At 68.5% G+C, this 22,437-nt stretch carries 22 protein-coding genes and 1 tRNA gene; 9 read left to right on the top strand and 14 right to left on the bottom strand.

Going from position 1 to position 22,437, the window contains the following annotated elements; genetic code table 11:
• Positions 1-28: 28 nt before the first annotated feature.
• The 5 genes from EAH84_RS06430 to EAH84_RS06410 form a co-directional block, all read right to left on the bottom strand.
• Complete coding sequence (locus EAH84_RS06430) at positions 29-655, bottom strand: TetR/AcrR family transcriptional regulator (RefSeq protein ID WP_140869505.1); 627 nt, start codon at positions 653-655, stop codon at positions 29-31.
• Positions 656-672: 17 nt separating this feature from the next.
• Complete coding sequence (locus EAH84_RS06425) at positions 673-2,226, bottom strand: acetyl-CoA acetyltransferase (RefSeq protein ID WP_241656489.1); 1,554 nt, start codon at positions 2,224-2,226, stop codon at positions 673-675.
• Positions 2,223-3,416 carry a CaiB/BaiF CoA transferase family protein gene (locus EAH84_RS06420; protein ID WP_140869502.1) on the bottom strand — a complete coding sequence of 398 codons (1,194 nt, stop codon included), beginning with the start codon at positions 3,414-3,416 and terminating at the stop codon, positions 2,223-2,225. The genes EAH84_RS06425 and EAH84_RS06420 overlap by 4 nt, the downstream gene beginning before the upstream one ends.
• A gap of 102 nt (positions 3,417-3,518) precedes the next feature.
• Positions 3,519-3,595, bottom strand: a tRNA-Pro gene (locus EAH84_RS06415).
• 68 nt (positions 3,596-3,663) lie between these two features.
• Positions 3,664-3,972 carry a putative quinol monooxygenase gene (locus EAH84_RS06410; RefSeq protein WP_140869499.1) on the bottom strand — a complete coding sequence of 103 codons (309 nt, stop codon included), beginning with the start codon at positions 3,970-3,972 and terminating at the stop codon, positions 3,664-3,666.
• A gap of 168 nt (positions 3,973-4,140) precedes the next feature.
• Between EAH84_RS06410 and yajC the strand changes: the two genes are divergently transcribed.
• The 5 genes from yajC to EAH84_RS06385 all read left to right on the top strand — a co-directional run bounded on the left by yajC (position 4,141) and on the right by EAH84_RS06385 (position 8,877).
• Positions 4,141-4,479 (top strand): preprotein translocase subunit YajC, encoded by a 339-nt coding sequence (gene yajC, locus EAH84_RS06405; RefSeq protein ID WP_140869496.1) that lies wholly within the window; start codon positions 4,141-4,143, stop codon positions 4,477-4,479.
• Positions 4,479-6,080: a protein translocase subunit SecD gene (secD, locus tag EAH84_RS06400; protein ID WP_140869493.1), complete on the top strand. Its 1,602-nt coding sequence runs from the start codon at positions 4,479-4,481 to the stop codon at positions 6,078-6,080. The genes yajC and secD overlap by 1 nt, the downstream gene beginning before the upstream one ends.
• 16 nt (positions 6,081-6,096) lie before the next feature.
• On the top strand, positions 6,097-7,068 hold the full coding sequence (gene secF / locus EAH84_RS06395; protein ID WP_140869490.1) for a protein translocase subunit SecF: 972 nt from the start codon (positions 6,097-6,099) through the stop codon (positions 7,066-7,068).
• 2 nt (positions 7,069-7,070) lie between these two features.
• Positions 7,071-7,442 carry an Mth938-like domain-containing protein gene (locus EAH84_RS06390; protein WP_140869487.1) on the top strand — a complete coding sequence of 124 codons (372 nt, stop codon included), beginning with the start codon at positions 7,071-7,073 and terminating at the stop codon, positions 7,440-7,442.
• Positions 7,443-7,632: 190 nt separating this feature from the next.
• Positions 7,633-8,877: a phospholipid carrier-dependent glycosyltransferase gene (locus tag EAH84_RS06385; RefSeq protein WP_140869484.1), complete on the top strand. Its 1,245-nt coding sequence runs from the start codon at positions 7,633-7,635 to the stop codon at positions 8,875-8,877.
• A 109-nt stretch (positions 8,878-8,986) separates the two neighbouring features.
• Here EAH84_RS06385 and EAH84_RS06380 read toward each other — a convergent pair whose 3' ends face one another.
• The 7 genes from EAH84_RS06380 to ubiA all read right to left on the bottom strand — a co-directional run bounded on the left by EAH84_RS06380 (position 8,987) and on the right by ubiA (position 16,864).
• On the bottom strand, positions 8,987-10,084 hold the full coding sequence (locus EAH84_RS06380; protein ID WP_140869481.1) for a glycosyltransferase family 2 protein: 1,098 nt from the start codon (positions 10,082-10,084) through the stop codon (positions 8,987-8,989).
• Positions 10,081-11,145: a 3-isopropylmalate dehydrogenase gene (gene leuB / locus EAH84_RS06375; protein WP_140869478.1), complete on the bottom strand. Its 1,065-nt coding sequence runs from the start codon at positions 11,143-11,145 to the stop codon at positions 10,081-10,083. Before leuB ends, EAH84_RS06380 begins: the two co-directional genes overlap by 4 nt.
• A 29-nt stretch (positions 11,146-11,174) precedes the next feature.
• A complete protein-coding gene (gene recO / locus EAH84_RS06370) occupies positions 11,175-11,906 on the bottom strand; it encodes a DNA repair protein RecO (protein WP_140869475.1) in 732 nt (243 codons plus the stop codon).
• 23 nt (positions 11,907-11,929) lie between these two features.
• Positions 11,930-12,820, bottom strand: a complete 891-nt coding sequence (locus EAH84_RS06365) for a GNAT family N-acetyltransferase (protein WP_241656488.1) — start codon at positions 12,818-12,820, stop codon at positions 11,930-11,932.
• Positions 12,817-13,767: a polysaccharide deacetylase gene (locus EAH84_RS06360; RefSeq protein ID WP_140869472.1), complete on the bottom strand. Its 951-nt coding sequence runs from the start codon at positions 13,765-13,767 to the stop codon at positions 12,817-12,819. Before EAH84_RS06360 ends, EAH84_RS06365 begins: the two co-directional genes overlap by 4 nt.
• A 91-nt stretch (positions 13,768-13,858) precedes the next feature.
• Positions 13,859-15,784: an excinuclease ABC subunit UvrC gene (gene uvrC, locus EAH84_RS06355; protein WP_140869469.1), complete on the bottom strand. Its 1,926-nt coding sequence runs from the start codon at positions 15,782-15,784 to the stop codon at positions 13,859-13,861.
• Positions 15,785-15,955: 171 nt separating this feature from the next.
• On the bottom strand, positions 15,956-16,864 hold the full coding sequence (ubiA, locus tag EAH84_RS06350) for a 4-hydroxybenzoate octaprenyltransferase (RefSeq protein ID WP_140869466.1): 909 nt from the start codon (positions 16,862-16,864) through the stop codon (positions 15,956-15,958).
• An 84-nt stretch (positions 16,865-16,948) separates the two neighbouring features.
• Between ubiA and EAH84_RS16075 the strand changes: the two genes are divergently transcribed.
• The 3 genes from EAH84_RS16075 to EAH84_RS06340 are packed head-to-tail and all read left to right on the top strand — an operon-like array spanning position 16,949 to position 19,311.
• Positions 16,949-17,110, top strand: coding sequence for a hypothetical protein (locus tag EAH84_RS16075; protein WP_170209843.1), 162 nt, complete (start codon positions 16,949-16,951; stop codon positions 17,108-17,110).
• A 49-nt stretch (positions 17,111-17,159) separates the two neighbouring features.
• Complete coding sequence (locus tag EAH84_RS06345; RefSeq protein ID WP_140869463.1) at positions 17,160-17,903, top strand: 16S rRNA (uracil(1498)-N(3))-methyltransferase; 744 nt, start codon at positions 17,160-17,162, stop codon at positions 17,901-17,903.
• A gap of 34 nt (positions 17,904-17,937) precedes the next feature.
• Positions 17,938-19,311: a glutamate--cysteine ligase gene (locus tag EAH84_RS06340; RefSeq protein WP_140869460.1), complete on the top strand. Its 1,374-nt coding sequence runs from the start codon at positions 17,938-17,940 to the stop codon at positions 19,309-19,311.
• A gap of 155 nt (positions 19,312-19,466) precedes the next feature.
• Here the strand turns inward: EAH84_RS06340 and EAH84_RS06335 are convergent, their stop codons facing one another.
• Entirely contained in the window at positions 19,467-20,021 is a 555-nt protein-coding gene (locus EAH84_RS06335) for a CAP domain-containing protein (protein WP_241656487.1), read from the bottom strand.
• Positions 20,022-20,045: 24 nt separating this feature from the next.
• Here EAH84_RS06335 and hemW point away from each other — a divergent pair, with 24 nt between their 5' ends.
• Complete coding sequence (hemW, locus tag EAH84_RS06330) at positions 20,046-21,245, top strand: radical SAM family heme chaperone HemW (protein WP_140869454.1); 1,200 nt, start codon at positions 20,046-20,048, stop codon at positions 21,243-21,245.
• Here the strand turns inward: hemW and EAH84_RS06325 are convergent.
• Complete coding sequence (locus EAH84_RS06325; RefSeq protein WP_140869451.1) at positions 21,235-22,431, bottom strand: penicillin-binding protein activator; 1,197 nt, start codon at positions 22,429-22,431, stop codon at positions 21,235-21,237. The genes hemW and EAH84_RS06325 overlap by 11 nt on opposite strands.
• Positions 22,432-22,437 lie beyond the last annotated feature (6 nt).

Below are 22,437 nucleotides of genomic sequence, written 5' to 3'. Positions count from 1 at the left end.
CAGCGCGCCACCTTTTGCGACCCCGTCCCTACGCGCTGGGCCAGATCGCCAGGCTGGTGTCGACCAGGCGGGACAGATCGTCGCACGACGCGCCCGATCCGGCCTGCACCGCCATCCCCTGCATCAGCGCGATGAGATAGCTGGTGAGCCCTTCGGGATCGACATGCGCGGGCAGATCGCCCTCCGCCTTGGCGCGCGCAAAGCGTTCGACCAGCGCGCGATGCGACGAACGGCGGCGTGCGATCACTTCGGCGCGGATCGATTCGGCCTCCGCCCCACACGCCACCGCGCTGATGACCCCGAGGCACCCCCGAGGCTCGTCGGCGCAGGTCTGGTTGGCGAGCCCGCCGCGCAGGAAGCGTTCGGCGACGCCGCGCGCGGTCGGCTGGTCGAGCGCGACGCGGGTATAGGCAAGCTTTTCCTCCTCGTAGAGGTCGAGAGCTTTGCGAAACAGCGCCTCCTTGTTGCCGAACGCGGCGTAGAGGCTGGGACGGGTGATCCCCATCGCTTCGGTCAGGTCGGTAAGCGACGTACCTTCATAGCCCTTGGTCCAGAACAGCCGGAGCGCGGCGGCGAGCGCATCGTCGAGGTCGAACTCGCGCGGGCGCCCCTTGGTCGCACCGGCTTTGGCGTCGAGGGTGTCGATGGTTTCCATATCGAACGGTATATAAGTCACGCTGCGCCGATAGTCCAGTCGACCAGCCCGTCGGCGGCCCGCCGCGCGATACCGCGGGTGCCGATCGGGTCGGCGACGCCATCGGTCAAAAACGCGATCGTCGCGGCATCGCCAGCCTGAACGCGTGCGAGGAAACGACACCCGGCGGGGTTCAGCGCGACGACCACCCCCGCGCGCGGCGCGCCGGTGCGGTCATAGAACAGCGTGTAGGTTTCGACGATGCCGTCGCCGTCATAGTCCGGATCGACCCGCGGCGCAGCGGCGCGGAGCGCATCCGCCTGCGCCTGATAATCGGTCTGGCGGGGGAAGCGGGTGCCGGGGAGCGCGGCGGCGGACAGCACGATCGAATGGTTGTGGGTCGCGACCCCGCCGTTGCCGAAGAGGAGGCCGACCGCCTGCGCACGCGTCGCCCCATCGCCACGCAGCCGATCGACCATCGCGGCGATCGCGTGGCTCATGTAATTGCCGATCGGGCCACCGCCGAAGGTGAGGCCGCCGACGACGCTCATCGCGCGAGCGAGCGGCCAGCCGATCACGCGGCGCGCCATCTTGGGAACGCACGGGAAGCAGGAATAGAGTTCGACATGGTCGACGTCCGCGATCTCGAGCGCGTTGAGCCGGAGCGTCGCTTCGAGCGACACCCGCATCCCCGCCGAGGCCGCATAGCCGTCGCGCGCCAGGATATCGTCGGGTTCGTGCGCCGCGGCACCGTGGCCGACATGGACGAGGCGAGCATCGGGGATGCCGCGCGCCCGCGCGTGGGCGAGGCTGGTGACGAGGAAGCCCGCACCCTGGTTCACCGAGCTGTTGGCGACCATCAGCTTCGCATAGGGAAAGGCGATTCTGCGGTTGTCCGCGGTGGGGGTCGCGATCTCGGCCGCGGTCCGCGGGGTGCGCAGCCAGGCATGCGGGTTGGCGGCGGCGACCACCGAGAAATCCGCCCAGATCGCGGCGCTTTCGGCCTGCGCCTGCGCGAGCGATTGGCCCCAGGCCGATCGCGTCGCATTTTCGTAGAGCGGGTAGATGTCGACCGGCGCGACGAGGCCGTAGCGCTGGCGGTAATCGGGCGCACGGTCCCGATGCCGCGCGCGCATCGCATTGTGATCCGCCTCCCCGCCGCCTGCGCGCGCAGCGGCACGCCGCGCGGCGGTGCGCAGTGCCTCTGCGCCGACGATCGCGGCGACGCGGGTCTCCCCCGCGCCGATCCGGTTTGCGGCCTCGTTCAGCAGGCGAACCGGGCTGTCGCCCATCGGCATCGCGGTCTGCGCGCGGCGCGCCGGGGACATGCCGAGCGCCGCGGCCAGCGGGTCGACGAGCGGGTTGAGATCGCGGAACGAGATCTGGTCGACGACATCGAGCGAATCGACCTCGGCAAGCCAGCCGCCCCCCGCATCGGCATCCGCGGCGTGGAGTGCGTCGACCATCAGCCCGAGCGAATCGCGCGCCGCGAACGGGTCGGGCTCGCGATCCTCGACCTGCCCGACGCCGACGATGACGGGGACGCGGGCCGGATCGACCGCGCGGGCGTCGATCATGGAGGCGTCGGTCATGCCCTGATACCCACTGCTCCCGCGGCGACGAACGCGGCGATCTCGTCATCGGCATAGCCGAGCTCGGCGAGGATCGCGGCGCTGTGTTCGCCCGCCTGGGGCGCGCGGGTCATCGGTTCGGCGGGCGTATCGCTGAGCTGGATCGGCGCGCGCATGACCGGGGCGGTGGCGCGGGTGCCGGGATAGCGAATGTCCTCGACGAAGCCGGTCGCGCGGAGCTGCGGGTGCGCCATGACCTCGGACGGATGGAGCACCGGCCCGGCGGGAATCGCGGCGGCGCCGAGCGTCTCGATCGCCGCGTCGGTGGTGCGGGTGGCGCACCAGGCGGCCATGATCGCGCTCAACGCCTCGCCATCATCGCCGCGCGCCATGTCGTCGGCATAGCGGGGATCGTCGATCAGATCGGGGCGCTCGACCAGCGTCGCCCAGCGCGCGAAGATCGTGTTGCTGACGACCTGCACCATGATCCACCCGTCGCGGGTGCGGAAGACGTCGGTGGGGCCGGAGCCATAGCTGCGGTTGCCCATCGGAGTGCGTTCGATACCGGTCAGCGCATGGTCGATCGCCAGGCCGTTGGCGAACGCGGCCGCGGTGCCGAGCAGCGAGCCCGCGACCTCCTGCCCCCGCCCGGTGCGATCGCGCTCGCGTAGCGCGAGCATTACCCCGAACGCGCAGTGGAGCGCGGTGCCGAAATCGACATAGTTGACCTGCGCGCGGATCGGCTGGTCGGGGGTGCCGCTGAGCCGCACCGCGCCCGCCATCGCCTGACCCACCCCGTCGAACCCGACCCGCCCGCCGAGCGGCCCCGCTTCGCCGAACGCGGTGGCGGTGGCGAGGATGATGTCGGGCTTGATCGCACGCAGCGTCTCGAGGTCGAGCCCGGCGCGGCGCAACCCTGCGGCGGGCATGTTGGCGACGACGACATCGGCCGACGCAACGAGGCGGCGGACGATGGCGCGCCCGCCCGCGCTGCCCAGCGACACGGCGAGGCTGCGCTTGTTGCGGTTCATCTGGAGGAACCCCGCGCCCGAGCCATCGTCGGCGACCGGCACCGGCGCGCGATCCTCGTTCCCGCCGATCCGTTCGACGCGGATGACGTCGGCGCCGTAATCGCCGAGCAGCGCGGCGCAATACGGCCCCGCGATATAGCGCCCGAAATCGAGCACGCGGATACCGTCCAGGGGTTGCATACGCGTCGCCATCCTCTGCTGCGCCGCGGATCGCGGCCGTCGGACGCCGACGTAGCCCGACGCCGGGGGCGCTGTGAAGCGTTGCGACGATGTCGAAAGACTTGGTCGGGGCGACAGGATTCGAACCTGCGACCCCCACACCCCCAGTGTGATGCGCTACCAGGCTGCGCTACGCCCCGACCGAGCCGCGCGCCCTACGCGGGGTCGGCGCGCGATGCAAGATGCGTGTGACCTCAGTCGCCGATCCCTAGTCGCCGATCAGCGTGCGCCAGAATTCGCCGTTCCATGCCTTCACCCCGATCGATTCGACCGTAAACGCACGCAACGCCCGCCCAAATGCCTTCTGGTGATCGGCCTGGCCGTGCGCCGCGAGCGCCTCCGCGGTGTCCCAGCGTTCGGCGATGCGAATCAGGTCGGGATCGGCGGCGTCAATCGCGAAGCTATAATGGTCGCAGCCGTCCTCCGCGGTAACCGCGGCCATGTGATCGGCGAACAGCTGGCGCGCCTTGTCCGCATCGCCCTTGGCCAGTTTGATATGGCCCATCACGAGGATCATCGACTGCTCTCCTTGGTTGTCGTTACGGGCGAGGTCTAGGCGACGACGGCGGTGGCGTCACCCCGGAACGACGGCCGCGCGTGTTGCGCGGTGCGCGCGGCAATGCTAGCGCGCGGCGCTTCACGAGCGGGGGCTTTCCCCGCCGATCAGTCATGTCACGGACCTGCGATGTTCATCTCCCCAGCCTATGCCCAATCCGCCGGTACCGCGGCGACGACGGGCGGCCTCGCCTCGCTGATCAGCTTCGCGCCGCTGCTCCTCATCTTCGTGGTGTTCTATTTCCTGATGATCCGCCCGCAGCAGCAGCGGTTGAAGGCGCAGCAGGCGTCGATCGCGGCGGTGCGCAAGGGTGACAGCGTGGTGACCGCGGGCGGCGTGGTCGGCAAGGTGACCAAGGTCGAGGAGCTGTACGTCGAGGTCGAGATCGCGGCGAACACGCGGGTTCGCGTCGTCAAGGCGACGCTGTCCGACATCACGAGCCCCAATTCGAAACCAGCGAACGACTGATGCTCGATTTTCCCAAGTGGAAGGTCTGGTCGATCTGGGCGCTGCTCGGCGTGCTGTGCGCGCTCGCGATCCCGAGCCTCGTCCCCGAACGCTATGCGCCGAATTTCCTCGCGGGCGCCCCGCACATCAACCTGGGGCTCGATCTGGCGGGCGGCAGCTATCTGCTGCTCGAGGCGGACACCAAGGATCTGGCGAACAGCCGGATCGAATCGATGCGCGACAATATCCAGGGGCAGATGCGCAACGGCACGCCAAGGATCGCGATCGGCGATATTTCGACGCGCGACGGGCAGATCAGCTTCCTGTTGCGCGATCCGACCCAGGTTGATGCCGCGCGCGAGCGGCTGCTGACGATCACCGGCGGTGGCGCGGGGATGACGGGACAGCGCGAATGGGACATCGGCGTGGTCGACACCAGCCGGTTCGTGCTGAAACCGACCCAGGCGGGACTCGCGCAGGCGATCGATACCGCGATGAAGGACGCGACCGAGGTCGTGCGCCGCCGCATCGATCAGCTCGGCACCCGCGAACCGACGATCGTGCGCCAGGGACCGAACCGGATCGTCGTCCAGGTGCCGGGATTGCAGAATCCGCAGGCGCTGAAGGACCTGCTCGGCAAGACCGCGAAGCTCGAATTCAAGCTGGTCGACCAGACCGCCAATCCCGCCGATCTCGCCAAGGGGATCGCGCCGATCGGCAGCCAGGTGCTGCCCTATCCGACCAATCCGTCGGGCATCCCGTTCATCGCGGTGAAACGCGCGGCGATCATCACCGGCGATCAGTTGTCGGACGCGCGCCAGGGGTTCGATCCGCAGACCAACGCGCCCGACGTCATCATCAACTTCAACGCCGCGGGCGGCAACCGCTTCGCGCGGGTAACGCAACAGAACGTCAACAAGCCATTCGCGATCATCCTCGACAGCAGCGTGATTTCCGCGCCCAACATCAACGAACCGATCCTGGGCGGCACCGCGTCGATCAGCGGCAGCTTCACCGTCGACAGCGCCAACCAGCTCGCGATCGCGCTCCGCTCGGGCAAGCTGCCGATCAACCTGAAGATCATCGAGGAATCGACCGTCGGCCCCGATCTCGGCAAGGATTCGATCCACGCCGGAATCCTCGCCAGCGCGGTAGCGGTGCTGCTGGTCGTGGTGTTCATGTTCCTGACCTACGGCCGGTTCGGACTCTATGCGAACCTCGCGGTGATCATCAACGTGTTCGTCATCGTCGGCGTGCTCGCGCTGATCAAGGGGACGCTGACGCTGCCGGGGATTGCGGGGTTCGTGCTGACGATCGGCACCGCGGTCGACGCCAACGTGCTGATCAACGAACGTATCCGCGAAGAGCGACGACGCGGGCGGAGCATCATCCAGTCGGTCGAACTGGGCTATAAGGAAGCCAGCCGGACGATCTTCGAGGCGAACATGACCCACGCGATTTCGGGGGTGATCATGTTCTTCCTCGGCAGCGGGCCGGTGAAGGGCTTTGCGGTCGTGCTGCTGATCGGGATCGCGACGAGCGTGTTCACCGCGGTGACGTTCACGCGGATGCTGGTGGTCCAGTGGGTGCGCCGGACCAAGCCCAAGACCATGAACATTTGAGGCGGAAGGACCCCTCATGCGCCTCCTGAAAATCGTTCCCGATCACACGAACATCGATTTCGTCAGCCTGCGCGGGATCGCGTTCGCGATCACGATGCTGCTCAGCCTCGCTGCGATCGGCGTCACCTTTGCCAAGGGCCTCAACTTCGGCGTCGATTTCGTCGGCGGGTTGATGATCGAGGAGAAGTTCGCGACCCCGCCCAATCAGGACAAGGTCCGCAGCCTGGTCGATTCACTCGGTGTCGGACAGGCGTCGCTCCAGCAGGTTGGCAGCGCCAATAACCTGACGATCCGCCTCCCCGTCCAGAGCGGCGCCGACGAAGGCGCGACCAACAAGGTCGTCAAGAAGGTCGAGGGCGCGCTGGCGCAGCAATTCCCCGGCGCGACCTTCAGTCGCTATTCGACGGTGTCGGGCAAGGTGTCGGGCGAGCTGATCAAGAACGGGCTGCTGGCGGTGGCACTCGCGGTCCTGGGCATCGGGCTGTTCGCGATCCTGCGATTCGAATGGCAGTTCGGCGTGTCGACCGTCGTCGCGATCGTCCACGATCTGTTGATGACGATCGGCTTCTTCGCGCTGACCCGCTTCGAATTCGACCTCAACATCATCGCGGCGGTGCTGACGATCATCGGCTATTCGATCAACGACAAGATCGTCATCGACGACCGGATCCGCGAGAATATGCGCCGATACCGCAAGATGGAGATGCGCGAGATCATCAACCTGTCGGTCAACGAGACGTTGCCGCGAACGGTGATGACCAGCCTGACGATCCTGCTCGCGCTGTTCGCGCTGCTGTTCCTGGGCGGGCACGTGCTGCGCGGGTTCACCGCGGCGATGATCCTGGGCATTTTCGTCGGCACCTATTCGTCGATCTACGTTTCGTCGTCGCTGCTGATCTCGCTCGGCCTGCGCGCCGAGCCGCGGCTCGAACGGATCGGCAAGACCGACATGTCGAACGCGGAGCGCGTGGCCCCGCGCAAGCCCTAGCGATGCGGATCGAGCGCGATCCCGGTATCGGCGGCCCGCTGGTCGCGGGGTTCGTCGGCAACGGGTTCCGGATCCAGGAATCGCGGTTCGACTCGCTGCTGCTGATGACCGAGGATGCCCAACCCTGGTCGCCGCCGCCGCTGGGCGCGTTGACGATCGACGCGATCGCGATGCTGCTGGCGAGTGCGCCCGAATTCATCCTGCTCGGCACCGGCGCGGTGCTGGTCCGCCCCCCCGCCGCGTTCGTCGCGGCGCTGGAGGCGCGCAACATCGGGGTCGAGCCGATGGACAGCCGCGCCGCGGCGCGCGCCTGGGGGGTCCTGCGCGGCGAGGGTCGGACGATCGCGGCGGCACTGTACCCGCTCAACGCCTGAGAGCGCGCGGCTGTGACGGCTACGCGTGACGACGCCCGATCGACGAATCTGACTGCCGTTCGCCCTGAGCTTGTCGAAGGGCCTGAGCCTTACCGTGCTTCGACAGGCTCAGCACGAACGGGTTTAGGTTAAATCATCTCGTTCTGATGGGGGCTGTCCTTCCGGCGTCAGGCTGTGGCACCTACCCGCGATGGAAGCCGCGCCCCCCGCCCCGCCTCGCCCCTGGCCCGCCGCGCTGGCAATCGGCGCGCTGGCGCAGACGCTGTTCAGTTGGCGGGTCACCATCCCCCACCAACTGGTGTTCGACGAGGTTCATTACGTCCCCGCCGCGCGCGCGCTGCGGGCGCTGACCGCACCCGCCAACAGCGAACACCCGCTGATCGGCAAGCTCCTGATCGCGGTCGGGATCCAGTTGTTCGGCGACCATCCGCTCGGCTGGCGCGCGCTGTCGACGGTGGCGGGGACGGCGGTGGTCATGGGGGTGTTTGCGATCCTGTGGCTGGGGACGCGGCAGTTGCGCCCCGCGGTGGTCGGCGCGCTGCTGACGATCCTGAACTTCACGGTGTTCGTCCAGGCGCGGATCGCGATGCTCGACGGGTTCATGGCGGCGTTCGTCGTGCTGGGCGTCGCGGCGATGCTGTGGTCGATGCGCGCGCACGGCGCGGCGATGTGGCGGCGCTGGATCGGCGCAGCGGTACTGCTGGGTCTGGCGGTCGCGTGCAAATGGACCGCCGCGCCCTATGTCGCCGCTGCGGCGGGCGCGTTCCTGGTCCTGCGCCACCGCCGCGCGGATCGCTGGCCCGGGATGAACCCAGCGTTTGCAATAGGCGTGCTCGCCGGGGTCAGCATCGCGACCTATTTCGTCACCTTCGCGCCCGCGTTCTTCTACGCGGCCGAACCGCTGACGTGGGCGCAACTGGTGCCGTTCCAGCTCGACATGTACCGGCTCCAGACCCAGATACTGCCCCCGCACACGTACCAGTCGAGCTGGTCGACGTGGCCGCTCGACCTTCGCCCGATCTGGTATCTCTACGAGCCCGCCGACGGCGCGCAGCGCGGCATCCTGATGATCGGCAACCCCGTAGTGCTATGGGGTGGGCTGATCGCGGTGTGCGCCTGCGCCATCGGCTGGGTGCGGACGCGCGACACCGCGTCCGGCGCGTCGGCGATGCTGTGGCTGTTCTCGATCGCGATCTGGGCCGCGATCCCCAAGTCGCTGGGGTTCTTCTATTATTTTTACCTGTCGAGCATCTGGTTGCCGATTGCGCTGGCGATCGCGTTCGACCGGTTCGGGCGCCGGCTACGCTATGGCGACGAGGCGTTCGTGCTGCTGAGCGCGGTGCTGTTCGTCCATTTCTATCCCATCCTCGCCGCGACCGCGCTGCCCGGTCCGCAGGCGTTCACCCGGTGGACGTGGTTCGATAGCTGGCGCTAACACAGGACATAACCGTTCGTGCTGAGCCTGTCGAAGCACCTGAGACTCATGCCCTTCGACAAGCTCAGGGCGAACGGTCGAGCGTTTGGACGATCTCGCGACGCTGGCGCTAGTATCGACCCCAGGTGAATTTCGACGACAGTGCATAATTCCACACCGCGCCGACCAGGATGCCGATCAGCGCCGCACTCGCCGCGGTGCCGTTGCGCGCGTCGTGGACGAACGCCGCGATCCCGACATTCGCGACCAGCCCGACCGAACACACGGCGCAGAACGACACCCAGCCGTCGAGCATCTGGCGAAGTCCCTTGAGCCGCCGGTCGCGATAGGTGAGCGCGTTGTTGAGGAAGAAGTTGAAGGTCATCGCCGCCACCGCGCCCAGGATCTGCGCGAGGATGAAGTCGCTTCCCGCCAGCATCGCCAGCCCCAGCACGCCCATGTGGACGCCGATCCCCATCACCCCGATCGCGGAAAACATCGCGAAGCGGACCGGGATGATCCGCCCGAACATCCGGTCGTACAGCGCGATCAGATATTCCATCGCGACGACGTGATCGAGCTTCGATTCACCCTCGCTGCGGGTACGGAAAGTATAGGGCAATTCGGCGAACGCGAGCGGGGTCGGGCTCGCGGTCATCAGGTCGAGCAGGATCTTGAACCCGATCGCGGACAGGGCGGGCGACAGCCGCCGCGCGATGTCGGTGCGGATCATGAAGAACCCGCTCATCGGATCGCTGAGATCGGCCTTCAGCACGCGGCGCGACAGCTTCGTCGCGAGCGCCGATTTGGCGACGCGGTCGCGATCCCAGTCGCCGGTGCCGCCGCCCGCGACGAAACGCGATCCGATTACCAGGTCGAGCGCATCCGCCGCCTGCAACCGATCGAGCATCTGCGGCAGCAAGGTCTCGTCATGCTGCAGGTCGCCGTCGATCACCGCAACGCATTGCGCGGCAGTCGCGCACATGCCCTCGATACACGCCGACGACAGCCCGCGCCGCCCGATCCGCTGGATCACGCGCACGCGGTTGTCGATCCGCCCCAGCTCGCGCGCCGCCTCGGCGGTGCCGTCGGGGCTGTCGTCGTCGACGAAGATCGCTTCCCACCGCCGCCCGGCGAGCGCAGAATCGAGCTTGGCGATCAACGTCGGCACGTTCGCGCGTTCGTTGAACGTCGGAATGACGACCGCGAGTTCGAGGCTGTCGCTCACGCCGCCCCGGATTCCAGCGCGGCGAGCACCGCATCGCCCATCGCGGCGGTCGCCAGCGATCCGCCGAGATCGGGGGTGCGCGCGCCACCCGCGATCGCCGCGGCCACCGCCGCCTCGATCCGCGCCGCCGCCGCCTCTTGCCCAAGCGAATGGCGCAGCATCATCGCCGCCGACAGGATCGCGGCACATGGATTGGCCTTGCCCTGCCCCGCGATGTCGGGCGCTGAACCGTGGATCGGTTCGTACAGCCCGGTGTCGCCGCTCCACGTGCGCAGCGATGCCGACGGCAGCATCCCGATCGACCCCGCGCACATGCTCGCCTGGTCGGACAGGATGTCGCCGAACAGATTGCCGGTGACGATCACGTCGAACTGCCCCGGGTTGCGGACCATCTGCATTGCCGCATTGTCGACGTACATGTGGGTCAGCGCGACCTCGGGGTAATCGGCGGACAGCTCGATGACGACGTCGCGCCACAGTTGCGAGGTTTCGAGGACGTTGGCCTTGTCGACCGAACACAGCTTGCGCTCGCGTCGCTTGGCCATTTCGAAGCCAACCGTCGCGATCCGGCGCACCTCGTCCTCGGCATAGGACATGATGTCGTAGCCCTCGCGGCGCCCATCGGTGGTACGGTGCTGCGCCTTTTCGCCGAAATACACATCGCCGGTCAGTTCGCGCAGGATCACCAGGTCGATCCGCCGCGCGATGTCGGGGCGCAGCGGAGAGGCATCCTCCAACCCTGCGAACAGCGTCGCGGGACGCAGGTTCGCGAACAGCCCGAGCGCCTTGCGCAGCCCCAGGATCGCCTGTTCGGGCCGGAGCGCGCGCTCGAGCGAATCATAGGCGGGATCGCCCACCGCGCCGAACAGGATCGCATCGGCGCGCGCGGCGAGCGCGAGCGTCTCGGGCGGCAACGGATGCCCCGCCGCGCGATACGCTGCGCCGCCGACGGGTGCCTCCTCATAGGCCAGGGTGAGGCCGGTCGCATCGAGCACGCGGCGTGCCTCGGCGACGACTTCGGGGCCGATGCCGTCCCCGGCGAGGAGTGCGATCAACGTCATGCCGTCCGCCCTTGCCGAGCGCCGCGCGGTCACGCAACCGCCCTTTTGAGCCGATCGACCAGCCGCCCGCGCGCGGCCAGCGGATCGGCGCGGCGATCGACCAGGATATCGCGCGCGAGGAAATGCCCGGTGATCGCCAGCCCGGCGAGGATATCGGGCCAGTCCGCCGTGCCGCCGTCGCGCAGAAAATCAGGCAACGCCAGTAGCTTCGCCTCATGCCCATGCGCCGCGCCGCGGCTGACCGCTGCGCCGCTCTTCGGGCTGACGAAGCCCAGATCGTCGACCGCTCCGGTCACGACGCAACGGTCGAGATCGAGCCCGAACCCCAGTTCGGCGAGCAGCAGCAGTTCGTAACGAACCAGCGCCACCGCCCAGCCCCGCGCCGCGGGCGCCGCCTCGATCGCGTCGAGCACCCCGATCAGGCCATCGTAAAGCCGCGGATAGGGTTGCGCTTCGGGCAAGGCGGTCGCGGTGAGCGCGGCCGTCCAGTCGATCGCGGCGGCGGCCAGCGGCTCGCCATGGAGCGCAGCGCGGCTGTGGACGGGTTCGATCGTCAACGCCGCGAGCTGTTCACTGGTCCGCGCGCGCCAGTCGCCAAGGATCGTGTCGCCGGGCTGGAGCAGCGGCCGCAACCGCCGCGACCCGCCGCCACGGACATAGCCGGGCTGAACCCCGTCGTCGCGCGTCAGCGCGCGGACGATCGCGCCATGTTCGCCATGCGCGCGGACGGCGATCACGATGGCGGTGGCGGACAGGTGCATCACGCCAGCCTAGCCGGTTCGCGTCAGCGGCGCACCCGTCGAGCGATCCGCGCGAGCAACGGGCTGGCCGCGGCGCGCTTGGCGACCGCGACCGCGGCATCGAACCCCGCCAGCGCCGCGACGGTCGCGCGGTTGGCGAGCGTCGGGCGCAGCAGCAGCAGGTCGACGCACCGCGTCCCCCCGGTTGCGAACAACCGCTTGTGCTGGCCCTCGCCCTCGGTGAAGTCGAACCGCGCGAAGCGATCGTCGAACAGCTGAGTCATTGCCTCCGCCTGGAGCACCGTCCCCGGCGACAGGTCGTTGTACCCCGGATCATGCCCGACATAGGTGTAGAGCAACGTGCCGCCGCGCGCGGTGCAGCACAGATACGCGACCGGCTCGCCCGCGATCGACAACAGCCAGGCGCGCACGCAATCCGCCGCGGCAAGCTCGATCAGACGGTGCAATGAGTCCCCCGCGGCGGGAAGCCCCGCGCCGAGTAATTTTTCCTGATAGGTCCGCGCCGACACGCGCCGCGCAAGCGGATGGAAGGCGGCGAATTCGTCGGGGGTGCGATACGCACGGATATCGAGCGTGCCGCCCGAGGCCGCGGCGACCTTCTTGGTCTTGCGCTTGATCGTCGCGCGCGCGCTACCCGACAGCGCCGCGAGCCAGGCCTCGTGCCCGACCGAGAAATCGGCGTGATAACGGACATAACGCTGGCGGACGTAGCCGATCATCCCGTCGCGCTGGATCGTTGGCAGCAATGGTTCGGGCAACGATGTAATGAGATAGCCATCGCCGTCGAGCGGCGGAAGCACCGGCGGGGCGGCGGCGAGGACCGCGTCAAGCGTGTACGGCACCCGGATCAGCGACCGATCGACGCTCGCCAGGGTCCGCGCGCCGATCTGGAATGTCAGCGCGATCGGTGTCACGCCGCGCGTTCCGACACCCAGTTCGACCAGAGTTGCTCGGCTTGTCGCCACCGGGTCCGCAGCGTGTCGGGCGCCAGCGGCTCGTCGTTGTGACCCAAGGCGAGCGCGGGCCGATCCGCGAAATGCATCGTCGGCAGCGTGTCTGCATCCGCCTCGAGCCGTTCGCACAACGCTTCGAACCGGCGCACATGGACGCCGTTCGGCCGTGTCCCCGAACGGTTGGCGAGCTCGAACCCGTGGCTGACGATCGTGACCGCGGCATGGCGTTCGTCACGGGCATGATCGAGCGCTGCTTCCATCTCCCCGGTCGACAGCGCGCACAGCTGAAAGGTGCGCAGGCTGCCCGGGCTGTCCTCGATCACCGTCACCGGAACCTCGATCACCGCGTCGCGCAGCGGCGCGATGCAATCGGGGGGCAACGAGATCCGGCTCGCGACCGGGGCCGCTGCACCGTTGTGGCTGCTGTCGAACAGGAACCCGGTCATCGCGAGTGCGGCGAGGGTGTCGTCGTTGGCGCCATAGCTACCCGCGCGGAACGCGATCGGGCGCGGCGCCCCCGCCGCAACGAGCAATTCGGTTGCGCCTTCGAGCAGGTCGATCTGTTCGGCGCGCGGATATTCGTGCATCAGGTCGCGGCCGCGGACGGTACGATCGTCGAGCCGCGCGGTCGTCCAGCTCGGGTGGAGATGGAGCTGCACCTCCTGCCCCGCGTCGAGGATCGTTTCGACCATCCGCCGCACCGGATCGAGCCCGAACACCATCGCGGGCATCGGATCGACGAAGAAACACGCCTTCAGCCCATGCCGCGCGAACGCCTCGAGCTGATAGCTGAGCCCCACGCCGGCGGGTTCGAGCGAAAGATCGTAGATCGCATCGAGGTCGAGCCCCGCGGCATAATGCCGCTCGGCAAATTCGGTATCGATCGTGATGAAGACAGGGGTCGTCATGCCCATGGGCTAGCGACCGGGGATGAACAATTCGCAAAACTCGCAGAATCGGCGTGCGGGGGCGCGGCACATTCCGCCAACCCTGCCGCCGTCACCGCGCATGGTAGAAGTCATAGACTTGTTGCGCGACACCCTTCGACACGCCGGGGGCCTGTTGCAGGTCTTCGAGGCTGGCGTTCCTCACCGCGCGGCCGGTGCCGAAGTGCATCAGCAGCGCCTTCTTGCGCGCGGGGCCGATGCCGGGGACCTCGTCGAGCGGGCTTGCGCCGATCGCTTTCGCGCGCTTGTCGCGATGCGCGCCGATCGCGAAGCGGTGGACCTCGTCGCGGAGGCGCTGGAGGTAGAACAGCACCGGCGCGTTGACGGGCAGCTGGAAGTCGCGCCCGTCCATCAGGTGGAACACCTCGCGCCCGTCGCGGCCGTGGTGCGGGCCCTTGGCGACGCCGACCAGGCACACGTCCTCGATCCCGAGATCCTCGAGCACCGCCTTCGCGGCGTTCAATTGCCCCCGCCCGCCGTCGAGCAGGACGAGATCGGGCCAGGTGGCGTTGTCGCGATCGGGGTCATCCGCCTGCGCGCGGGCAAAGCGGCGGGTGAGCACCTCCTTCATCATCGCGAAATCGTCGCCGGGGGCGGTGTTCTTGTCCTTGATGTTGAATTTCCGGTACTGGCCCTTGCGAAAGCCCTCCGGCCCCGCGACCACCATCGCGCCGACCGCGTTGGTGCCCTGGATATGGCTGTTGTCGTAGACCTCGATCCGGTCGGGCGGCTCGGCGAGATCGAACAGCTCGGCGACCTCGCGGAGCAGCCTGGCCTGGGTGGTGCTCTCGGCGAGGCGGCGTTCGAGCGCCTCGACCGCGTTGCGCTTGGCCTGATCCATCAGCCGCCGCCGGTCGCCGCGCTGGGGCACCGACAGCGCGACCTTGTAGCCTGCGCGCTCGCCCAATGCTTCGCCGAGCAATGCCGCCTCGCCGAGTTCGCGGTCGAGCAGGATCGTCTTGGGCGGCGGCACTTCCTCGTAGAACTGGGTGAGGAAGGCGGCGAGCACCTCGTCCTCGGGCACCTCGTTGGTGTGCTGGGGGAAGAAGCTGCGGTGGCCCCAGTTCTGGCCGCCGCGGATGAAAAACGCCTGGATCCCCATCACGCCGTTGCTGCACGCCAGCGCGAAGACGTCGGCGTCGCCGACCCCCTCGGCGTTGATCGCCTGCGTCCCCTGGATGAAGGTCAGCGCCTTCAGGCGATCGCGGAGCAGCGCGGCGAGTTCGAAATCCATGTTCTCCGCGGCGCCCTGCATCTGCGCCGCGAGCTTGGCCTGGACCCCGGTCGATTTGCCGCCGAGGAACGCCCGCGCGTCGTCGACCAGCTCGGCATAGCCGGCGGGGTCGATCCGCCCGACGCACGGCGCCGAGCAGCGCTTGATCTGGTAGAGCAGGCACGGGCGGTCGCGGGTCTTGAAGAAACCGTCGGTGCACGAGCGTAGCAGGAACAGCTTCTGGAGCGCGTTGAGGGTGTTGTTGACCGAACCCGCGCTCGCGAACGGGCCATAATAATTGCCCTTCGCACGGCGCGCGCCGCGATGCTTCTGGACGCGCGGAAAATCATGATCGGCGCGGATCAGGATGAAGGGAAAGCTTTTATCGTCGCGGAGCAGGACATTGTAGGCGGGGCGATAACGCTTGATCAGCTGCGCCTCGAGCAGCAGCGCCTCCGCCTCGTTGTTGGTCGTGACGATCGTCATCGACCGGGTCTGCGCGATCATCCGCTGGAGGCGTTTCGACAGCGTCTTCCACTGGACGTAATTGGCGACGCGCTGTTTGAGCGAGCGCGCCTTGCCGACGTAAAGGACGTCGCCCTTGGCGTCCTGCATCCGGTACACGCCCGACCGCGTCGGCAGCGTCGCGAGCACGTTACGGATCGCGGCGACCCCCGCTTCGAGGTCGGGCGTGTCCGATCCGCGCACCGCATAGGTCGCGCGTTCCTCGTTGAAGCGATCGGGGGGGCCGTAGGAGCCGGACATTGTCGTGAATCTAGGGGGTTGAGCCGCGGATCGCTAGAGCGGCGTGCATCGCGCGCCCTTCGACAGGCTCAGGGCGAACGGAGGGTTGGGGAGCCTGCGCCTTAACACCCCGTTCGTGCTGAGCCTGTCGAAGCACGGTGGAAAGCCATACCCTTCGCCCACACCCGACAGTCACAGCGGCGTCGCCACCACCACGCAGGCGAGGAACATTAGCAGCCCCGCGAACCGGTTGCTGCGGAACCGCGCGAGCGCGTTGGCACCGTCGGCGGGGTCGAGCGTCGCGACCTGCCACAGCAGGTGAAGCGCGACCGGGGCGAGCGCGAGCAACGCGAGCGGATCGCGGCGGACGAGCCAGATCGCCGCCGCCCACAGCAGCAGCGCGAGCGCGTAGAACAGCGCAGTCCCGTCCTGCACCCGCGTGCCCATGCGCAGCGCCGAGGAGCGCACTCCGATCAGCGCATCGTCCTCGCGATCCTGGAGCGCGTAGATCGTGTCATAGCCGATCACCCACGCGATCGACCCCGCGTAGAGCAACGCGATCGGCCACGACAGCGCGCCCGCGACGTCGCTCCACCCGACCAGCGCGGCCCAGGAGAAGACGAGGCCGAGCCACGCCTGCGGCCACCAAGTGATCCGCTTCATAAACGGATAGGCGGCGACGGGGGCGAGGCTGGCGAGCGCGACGATTGCGGCGAGGACGCTCAGCTGGAGCAGCACGACCAGCCCGACGAGGCACAGCGCGACGAGCCACACCCAGGCGAGCTTGATCGACACCAGTCCGCTCGGGATCGGGCGCGCGCGGGTGCGCGCAACCTGCGCGTCGAGATCGCGATCGACGATGTCGTTGTAGACGCACCCCGCGCCGCGCATCGCAACGCTGCCGACGAGGAGCCACACGATCAGCGTCCACCGCGCGACCGCGCCCCCCGCGAGCGCGACGCCCCACGCCCCCGGCCAGAACAATAGCCACCAGCCGATCGGGCGATCGAACCGCGCGAGCAGCGCCAGCCCGCGCAGCGTCGGCGGCAGCGCGCCGACGAGGCCGCGATGCTCGCTGTCGGGGACGATCTCGGGTGTCATCCCCCTCGCCTATGAAGACGGCGGTAGGCGCGCAAGCCCGGGGCGGGTACGACGGGGCATGAGTGCGCTTCGAAAGTCCTGCGGTTGATCGGCCTGTCGGTCGCGGTCGGGCGCTTCGTCGAGGCTTTGTTCTGGGCGATCATGCGGGTTGCGGGCGCGGTGAGCGTCGCGGCGGTCGCCGCTGTGGTCGCGGCGGTGATGGTGTGGATCGTGGTGCGGAAATTGTTGGCGAAACCGCGGGGCTGACCCCTTGCTCCCCCTCCCCGTGCCGGGGAGGAATTGCTAGAGCCGCTTGATGACCGCGACCCCCGCCTGGCCCCCGCAATCGACCCCGCGCCTTTTTGTCGAGGAATCGATCGCGCTCGGCCCACGCCGGATCGACGGCCCGGCGGCGCATTATCTCGGCGGGGTGATGCGGCTGAAAATCGGCGATCCGGTCAAGCTGTTCGACGACGTGACGGGCGAATGGCTCGCGGTCGCGACCGAGGTCGGGCGGCGCGCGGTGACGCTCGACGTGACCGGGAAGCTCCGTGAGCGTGAGCCGGTGCCCGACCTGTGGCTGTGCGCCGCGCCACTCAAGAAGGGGCGGGTCGACTGGCTCGCCGAAAAAGCGTGCGAACTGGGGGTCGACCGGCTCGTCCCCGTCGTCACCGCGCGGACGATCGTCGATCGCCCCAAGCTCGACCGGCTGCGCGCGCACATGATCGAGGCGGCCGAGCAATGCGCGCGGACAGCGTTGCCGACGCTGGGCGAGACGGTGAAGCTCGCCGCATTCCTCCGCGATTGGCCGGGCGAGCGCACCTTGTTCTTCGCCGACGAAAACGGCGGCGAGCCCGCGTTCGCGGCGATGCGCGCACGCACCGGCCCTGCCGCGATCCTGATCGGCCCCGAAGGCGGGTTCGACGACGCCGAACGCGCCGCGATTCGTGCGCATCCGCAGGTGGTGGGTATCAGCCTCGGCCCCCGCATTCTACGCGCCGACACCGCGGCGGCGGCGGCGGTATCGCTGTGGATGGCGGCGGCGGGGGATTGGCGCTAGCGCGCCCGTTCATCGCGGCGTAAGGCGCGGCCCTATGACGACCAAGACGGTTTCGGATAGCAACTCAGCGACGATCGAGTCGCGCGACCAACTGATCGCGAGTTTCGCGGTCGGCGAAAAGCCGGCCGACCGGTGGAAGATCGGGACCGAGCACGAGAAATTCGTCTATGCAACCAAGGATCATCACGCGCCGAGCTGGGGCGAACCCGGTGGCATCCGCGCGCTGCTGATCGAGCTGGAGCAGTTCGGGTGGAAGCCGGTGCTGGAGGGCGGCAATCTGATCGCGCTGACCGGGGCCGATGGCAGCGTCAGCCTGGAGCCCGCGGGGCAGTTCGAACTGTCGGGCGCACCGCTCGACAACCTGCATCAGACCTGCGCCGAAACCGGCCGTCACCTCGAACAGGTCAAGGCCGCGGGCGAGAAGCTGGGGATCGGGTTCCTGGGCCTCGGCATGTGGCCCGACAAGCGCCGCAGCGAGCTGCCGATCATGCCCAAGGGCCGCTACGCGATCATGCTGCGCCACATGCCGCGGGTCGGGACCATGGGGCTCGACATGATGCTGCGCACCTGCACGATCCAGGTGAACCTGGATTATGAATCCGAGGCGGACATGGTGAAGAAATTCCGCGTCGGCCTCGCGCTCCAGCCGCTCGCGACCGCGCTGTTCGCCAACTCACCGTTCACGGAAGGGCGGCCCAACGGGATGTTGTCGTACCGCAGCCATATCTGGTCGGACACCGATCCGCACCGGACGGGGATGCTGCCGTTCGTGTTCGAGGATGGCTTCGGCTACGAGCGCTATGCCGACTATGCGCTCGATGTGCCGATGTACTTCGTTTATCGCGAGGGCCACTACATCGATGCGGCGGGCTTGAGCTTCCGCGATTTCCTCAAGGGCGAGCTGGCGGTGCTGCCAGGCGAGAAGCCGACGCTCGACGACTGGAACGATCACCTCTCGACCGCCTTTCCCGAGGTGCGATTGAAGACCTTCCTCGAGATGCGCGGCGCCGATGGCGGGCCGTGGAACAAGATCTGCGCATTGCCCGCGCTGTGGGTCGGGTTGCTCTACGACGACGCGGCGCTCGATGCGGCGTGGGATCTGGTCAAGGATTGGGACATCGGCGAACGCCAGGCGCTGCGCGACGCGGTGCCGAAGCTTGCGCTCGACGCGCCGCTGCCTAGTGGCGGCAAGCTCAAAGATATTGCGGGCGCAGTGCTCGATATCGCGGGCGCAGGGCTGACCGCGCGCGCGCGGACCAACGCGGCGGGCGACAACGAAAGCGGCTTCCTCGATCCCCTCCGCGAGATCGTGCGAACCGGAAAGGTGCCCGCGCAAACGCTGCTCGATCGCTATCATGGCGCCTGGAGTGGCGACGTCAGCCGGGTGTACGCCGAGGAAAGCTTCTAGGCTCTGACGGCGACAGATGGACGGGACTTTTAACGCGGTCGCCTGAGCTTACCGGGCCCTTCAACCTATTACCCCCGGGGCGGAGTCGGCGGGCCCAAGACCCACCGTGCTTCGGCACGCTCAGCGCAAACGGGTCCACGTGCCGTCATCCCGCATCACCCGACCCGCTCACCCACGACATTACCCGCGGGCAGATAGCGGCACACCAGATAATCGTCGGTGGCGTTGCTCGCCATCGCGCAGCCGACGGTTCGCGTCGCGCGCCAGATGATCTGGGTGTAATGGCCGACATCCTCGAACCGCCCGGTGCGGCTCGAATCGGGAACGGGCCGATCGACAAAGTCGGCCTTCTCCGCGAGCCAATGCCCCACCATCTCGCGATAGGCGTACGCGTCGCGCGAACCCTTCCACAGATTCTCGCCCTCGTCGCCGACGAGTTGCGGGTGTTTGGCATGTTCGAACCGGCCGGTGCGCGCCATCTGCTGCGCATAACGCTGCGCATCGACCGCCAGATTGTTGTCCCAGATCAGCCGCGGCGCGCCGACCGCGGCGCGCGCGGCGTTCTGGCCGGCCAGCATCGCGGTGCGCAGCAACGCAGGTCCGCGTGGCGCGGGGGCTTCGGTGACGCGGCGTTCGACCACGCGTTCGGGCTGGGGCGCGCAGGCCGCAAACAGCAGCGGCGCGACAAGGGCAAGGTGGCGTTTTGACATGGTTGCCGCCATATCGCCCCGATCATGAACGCCGACAAGACGCCCCCCGATCATCATCCTGCGCATTCCCAATCTGCTCCGGAACCGCTGGCGCTCTATGTCCATTGGCCGTTCTGCGTCTCGAAATGTCCCTATTGCGACTTCAACAGCCACGTCCGCGACACCGTCGACCAGGATGCGTGGCGCGACGCGCTGCTGGCCGACCTGGCGCATGAAGCGCGCGTCCTGCCCGATCGTCGGCTGACATCAGTGTTCTTCGGGGGCGGCACGCCCTCGCTGATGCCGCCCGCGACGGTCGCGGCGGTGCTCGACGCGGCCGAACGCCACTGGGGCTTCGCGCCTGATATCGAGATCACGCTGGAGGCAAACCCGTCGTCGGTCGAGGCGGCGCGGTTCGCCGATCTGGCGGCGGCGGGGGTTAACCGGGTGTCGCTGGGGTTGCAGGCGCTCGACGACGCCGCGCTCGCGTTCCTGGGCCGCGCGCATGATGTCGACGAAGGCCTCGCCGCGCTCGATGTCGGGCAGGCGGTGTTCGCGCGCGTCAGTTTCGACCTGATCTACGCGCGCCCCGATCAAGCACTTGCCGCGTGGGAGACGGAATTACGCCGCGCGCTGTCGTTCGGCACCGAGCATCTGTCGCTGTACCAGCTCACGATCGAACCGGGGACGCGGTTCGCGACCGACGCGGCGAACGGGCGGATCGCGATCCCCGATGGCGACAGCGCCGCCGATCTGTTCGAGGCAACGCGCGCGATCGCCGCGGCGGCGGGGCTGCCCGCCTATGAAACCTCGAACCACGCCCGCACCGGTGCGGAGAGCCGCCACAACCTGACCTATTGGCGCTACGGCGACTATGTCGGCGTCGGCCCCGGCGCGCACGGGCGTCGCGCGGGGCTGGCGACTGCGCGGCACAAGAAGCCCGAAAACTGGATGAGCGCGCTGGCGCGCAACCGCCACGGCCTCCAGATCGAGGACGTGCTGACTCCGCACGAGCGCGCGACCGAGGCGCTGCTGATGGGGTTGCGGCTTGCCGAGGGCGTCGATCTGTCGCGGATCGCACGGCTCGCGGGCGGGACCGCGCCGATCGATCGTGCGGTCGCAGCCCGGCTCCACGATCAGGGGCTGCTGGTGCTGTCCGACGACTGGCTGCGCGTGACCGAGGCGGGCGCGATCCTGCTCGATGCGATCCTGCCCGCGATCGTCCTCGACGCGGTTATCGCGTAAAACCGGTCGGCGCGGGGGACACCAGCACGGTCGAACCGCCGCGAATCTCCTGAACCTCCAGCGCCCGGTCGGCAACGCCATCGCCCGCGAAGCGAAACGCGCCGTCGATTCCCGCAAACCCGTCCTTGTCGCGCAGCCGTTGTTCGGGGAACGCGCGCCCCACCGGCCAGTCGCGCGAGATGCGCACCGTCAACAGCACCGCGTCATAGCCTAGGCTCGACAGCCGATAGGGTGCTGCCCCGAACCGCGCGCGATATTTGACCGCGAACTGGCGATAGAGCGTGTCGGGCACGCTCGCGAACCAGGCACCGTCGAGCGTCGTCCGCACGCCGATTCCAGTCTCCGAATTCCACAATTCGGTCCCGAGCAGGTGGACCCCAGGGCTCGCGCGCTTGACGAGCGGCGCGGCGCTGGCGGCGGCGGCGGCACCATCGGCGACCAGCACCGCGCCATAAGGTGCCTGCTGGTTCAACCGCGCGACCGCGGTCGCGATCGCCCCCGCGCCGCGCGGGTAGGTCTGGAGCGACACGACGCGTCCCCCCGCATCCTCGACCGCGCGCAGGAACGCGGTCGACGATCGCTGGCCGTACAGCCCGTTGGGCACCAGCCCCGCGAAATTGGTGATGCCGCGCGACTGTGCATAACCGACGACGCGCTCGATCGACTGGGTCGGCGCATAGCCGAGCAGATAGACCCCGTCGCCCGCGACTCCGACGTCGTTCGAAAAGCTGATGACCGGCACGCCCGCCGCCTTCGCGATCGGCGCGACCGCCCGGACGTCGTCGGACAGCAACGGACCGAGGATCAGTTGCGCACCCTCCGCGATCGCGCGGCGCGCAGCGGCGCCCGCGCCGGTCGCGGTATCGTAATTCGTGACCCGGACCTTTTCGGTCCTGGTGTCGAGCACCGCGAGCATCGTCGCGTTCGCGATCGAGCGACCGATTCCCCCGTTCGATCCCGACAGCGGCACCAGCAACGCCACCCGGTTGCGTTCGGTGTCGCGCGGGATGCCGCCGGTATAGGTATCGCGCGGCGCGGGGGCCGGGGCCGCGACGGGCCGCTCGGGCGCGGAGACCGGCCCGCGGGGCACGATCGTCGAACAAGCGCCGAGCAGCATCGCCGCCGCCAGCGTGACCCAGCGGATCAGCCCCGCCCCCGGTTGCCGAACCGTCATCGCCTCTGCCATGGTACG

This window comes from Sphingomonas oligophenolica, from assembly GCF_006438955.1.
Classification (GTDB): domain Bacteria; phylum Pseudomonadota; class Alphaproteobacteria; order Sphingomonadales; family Sphingomonadaceae; genus Sphingomonas; species Sphingomonas oligophenolica_A.
Note: the sequence above shows the minus strand (reverse complement) of the source record. Positions and strands in the feature narration are given on the sequence as shown.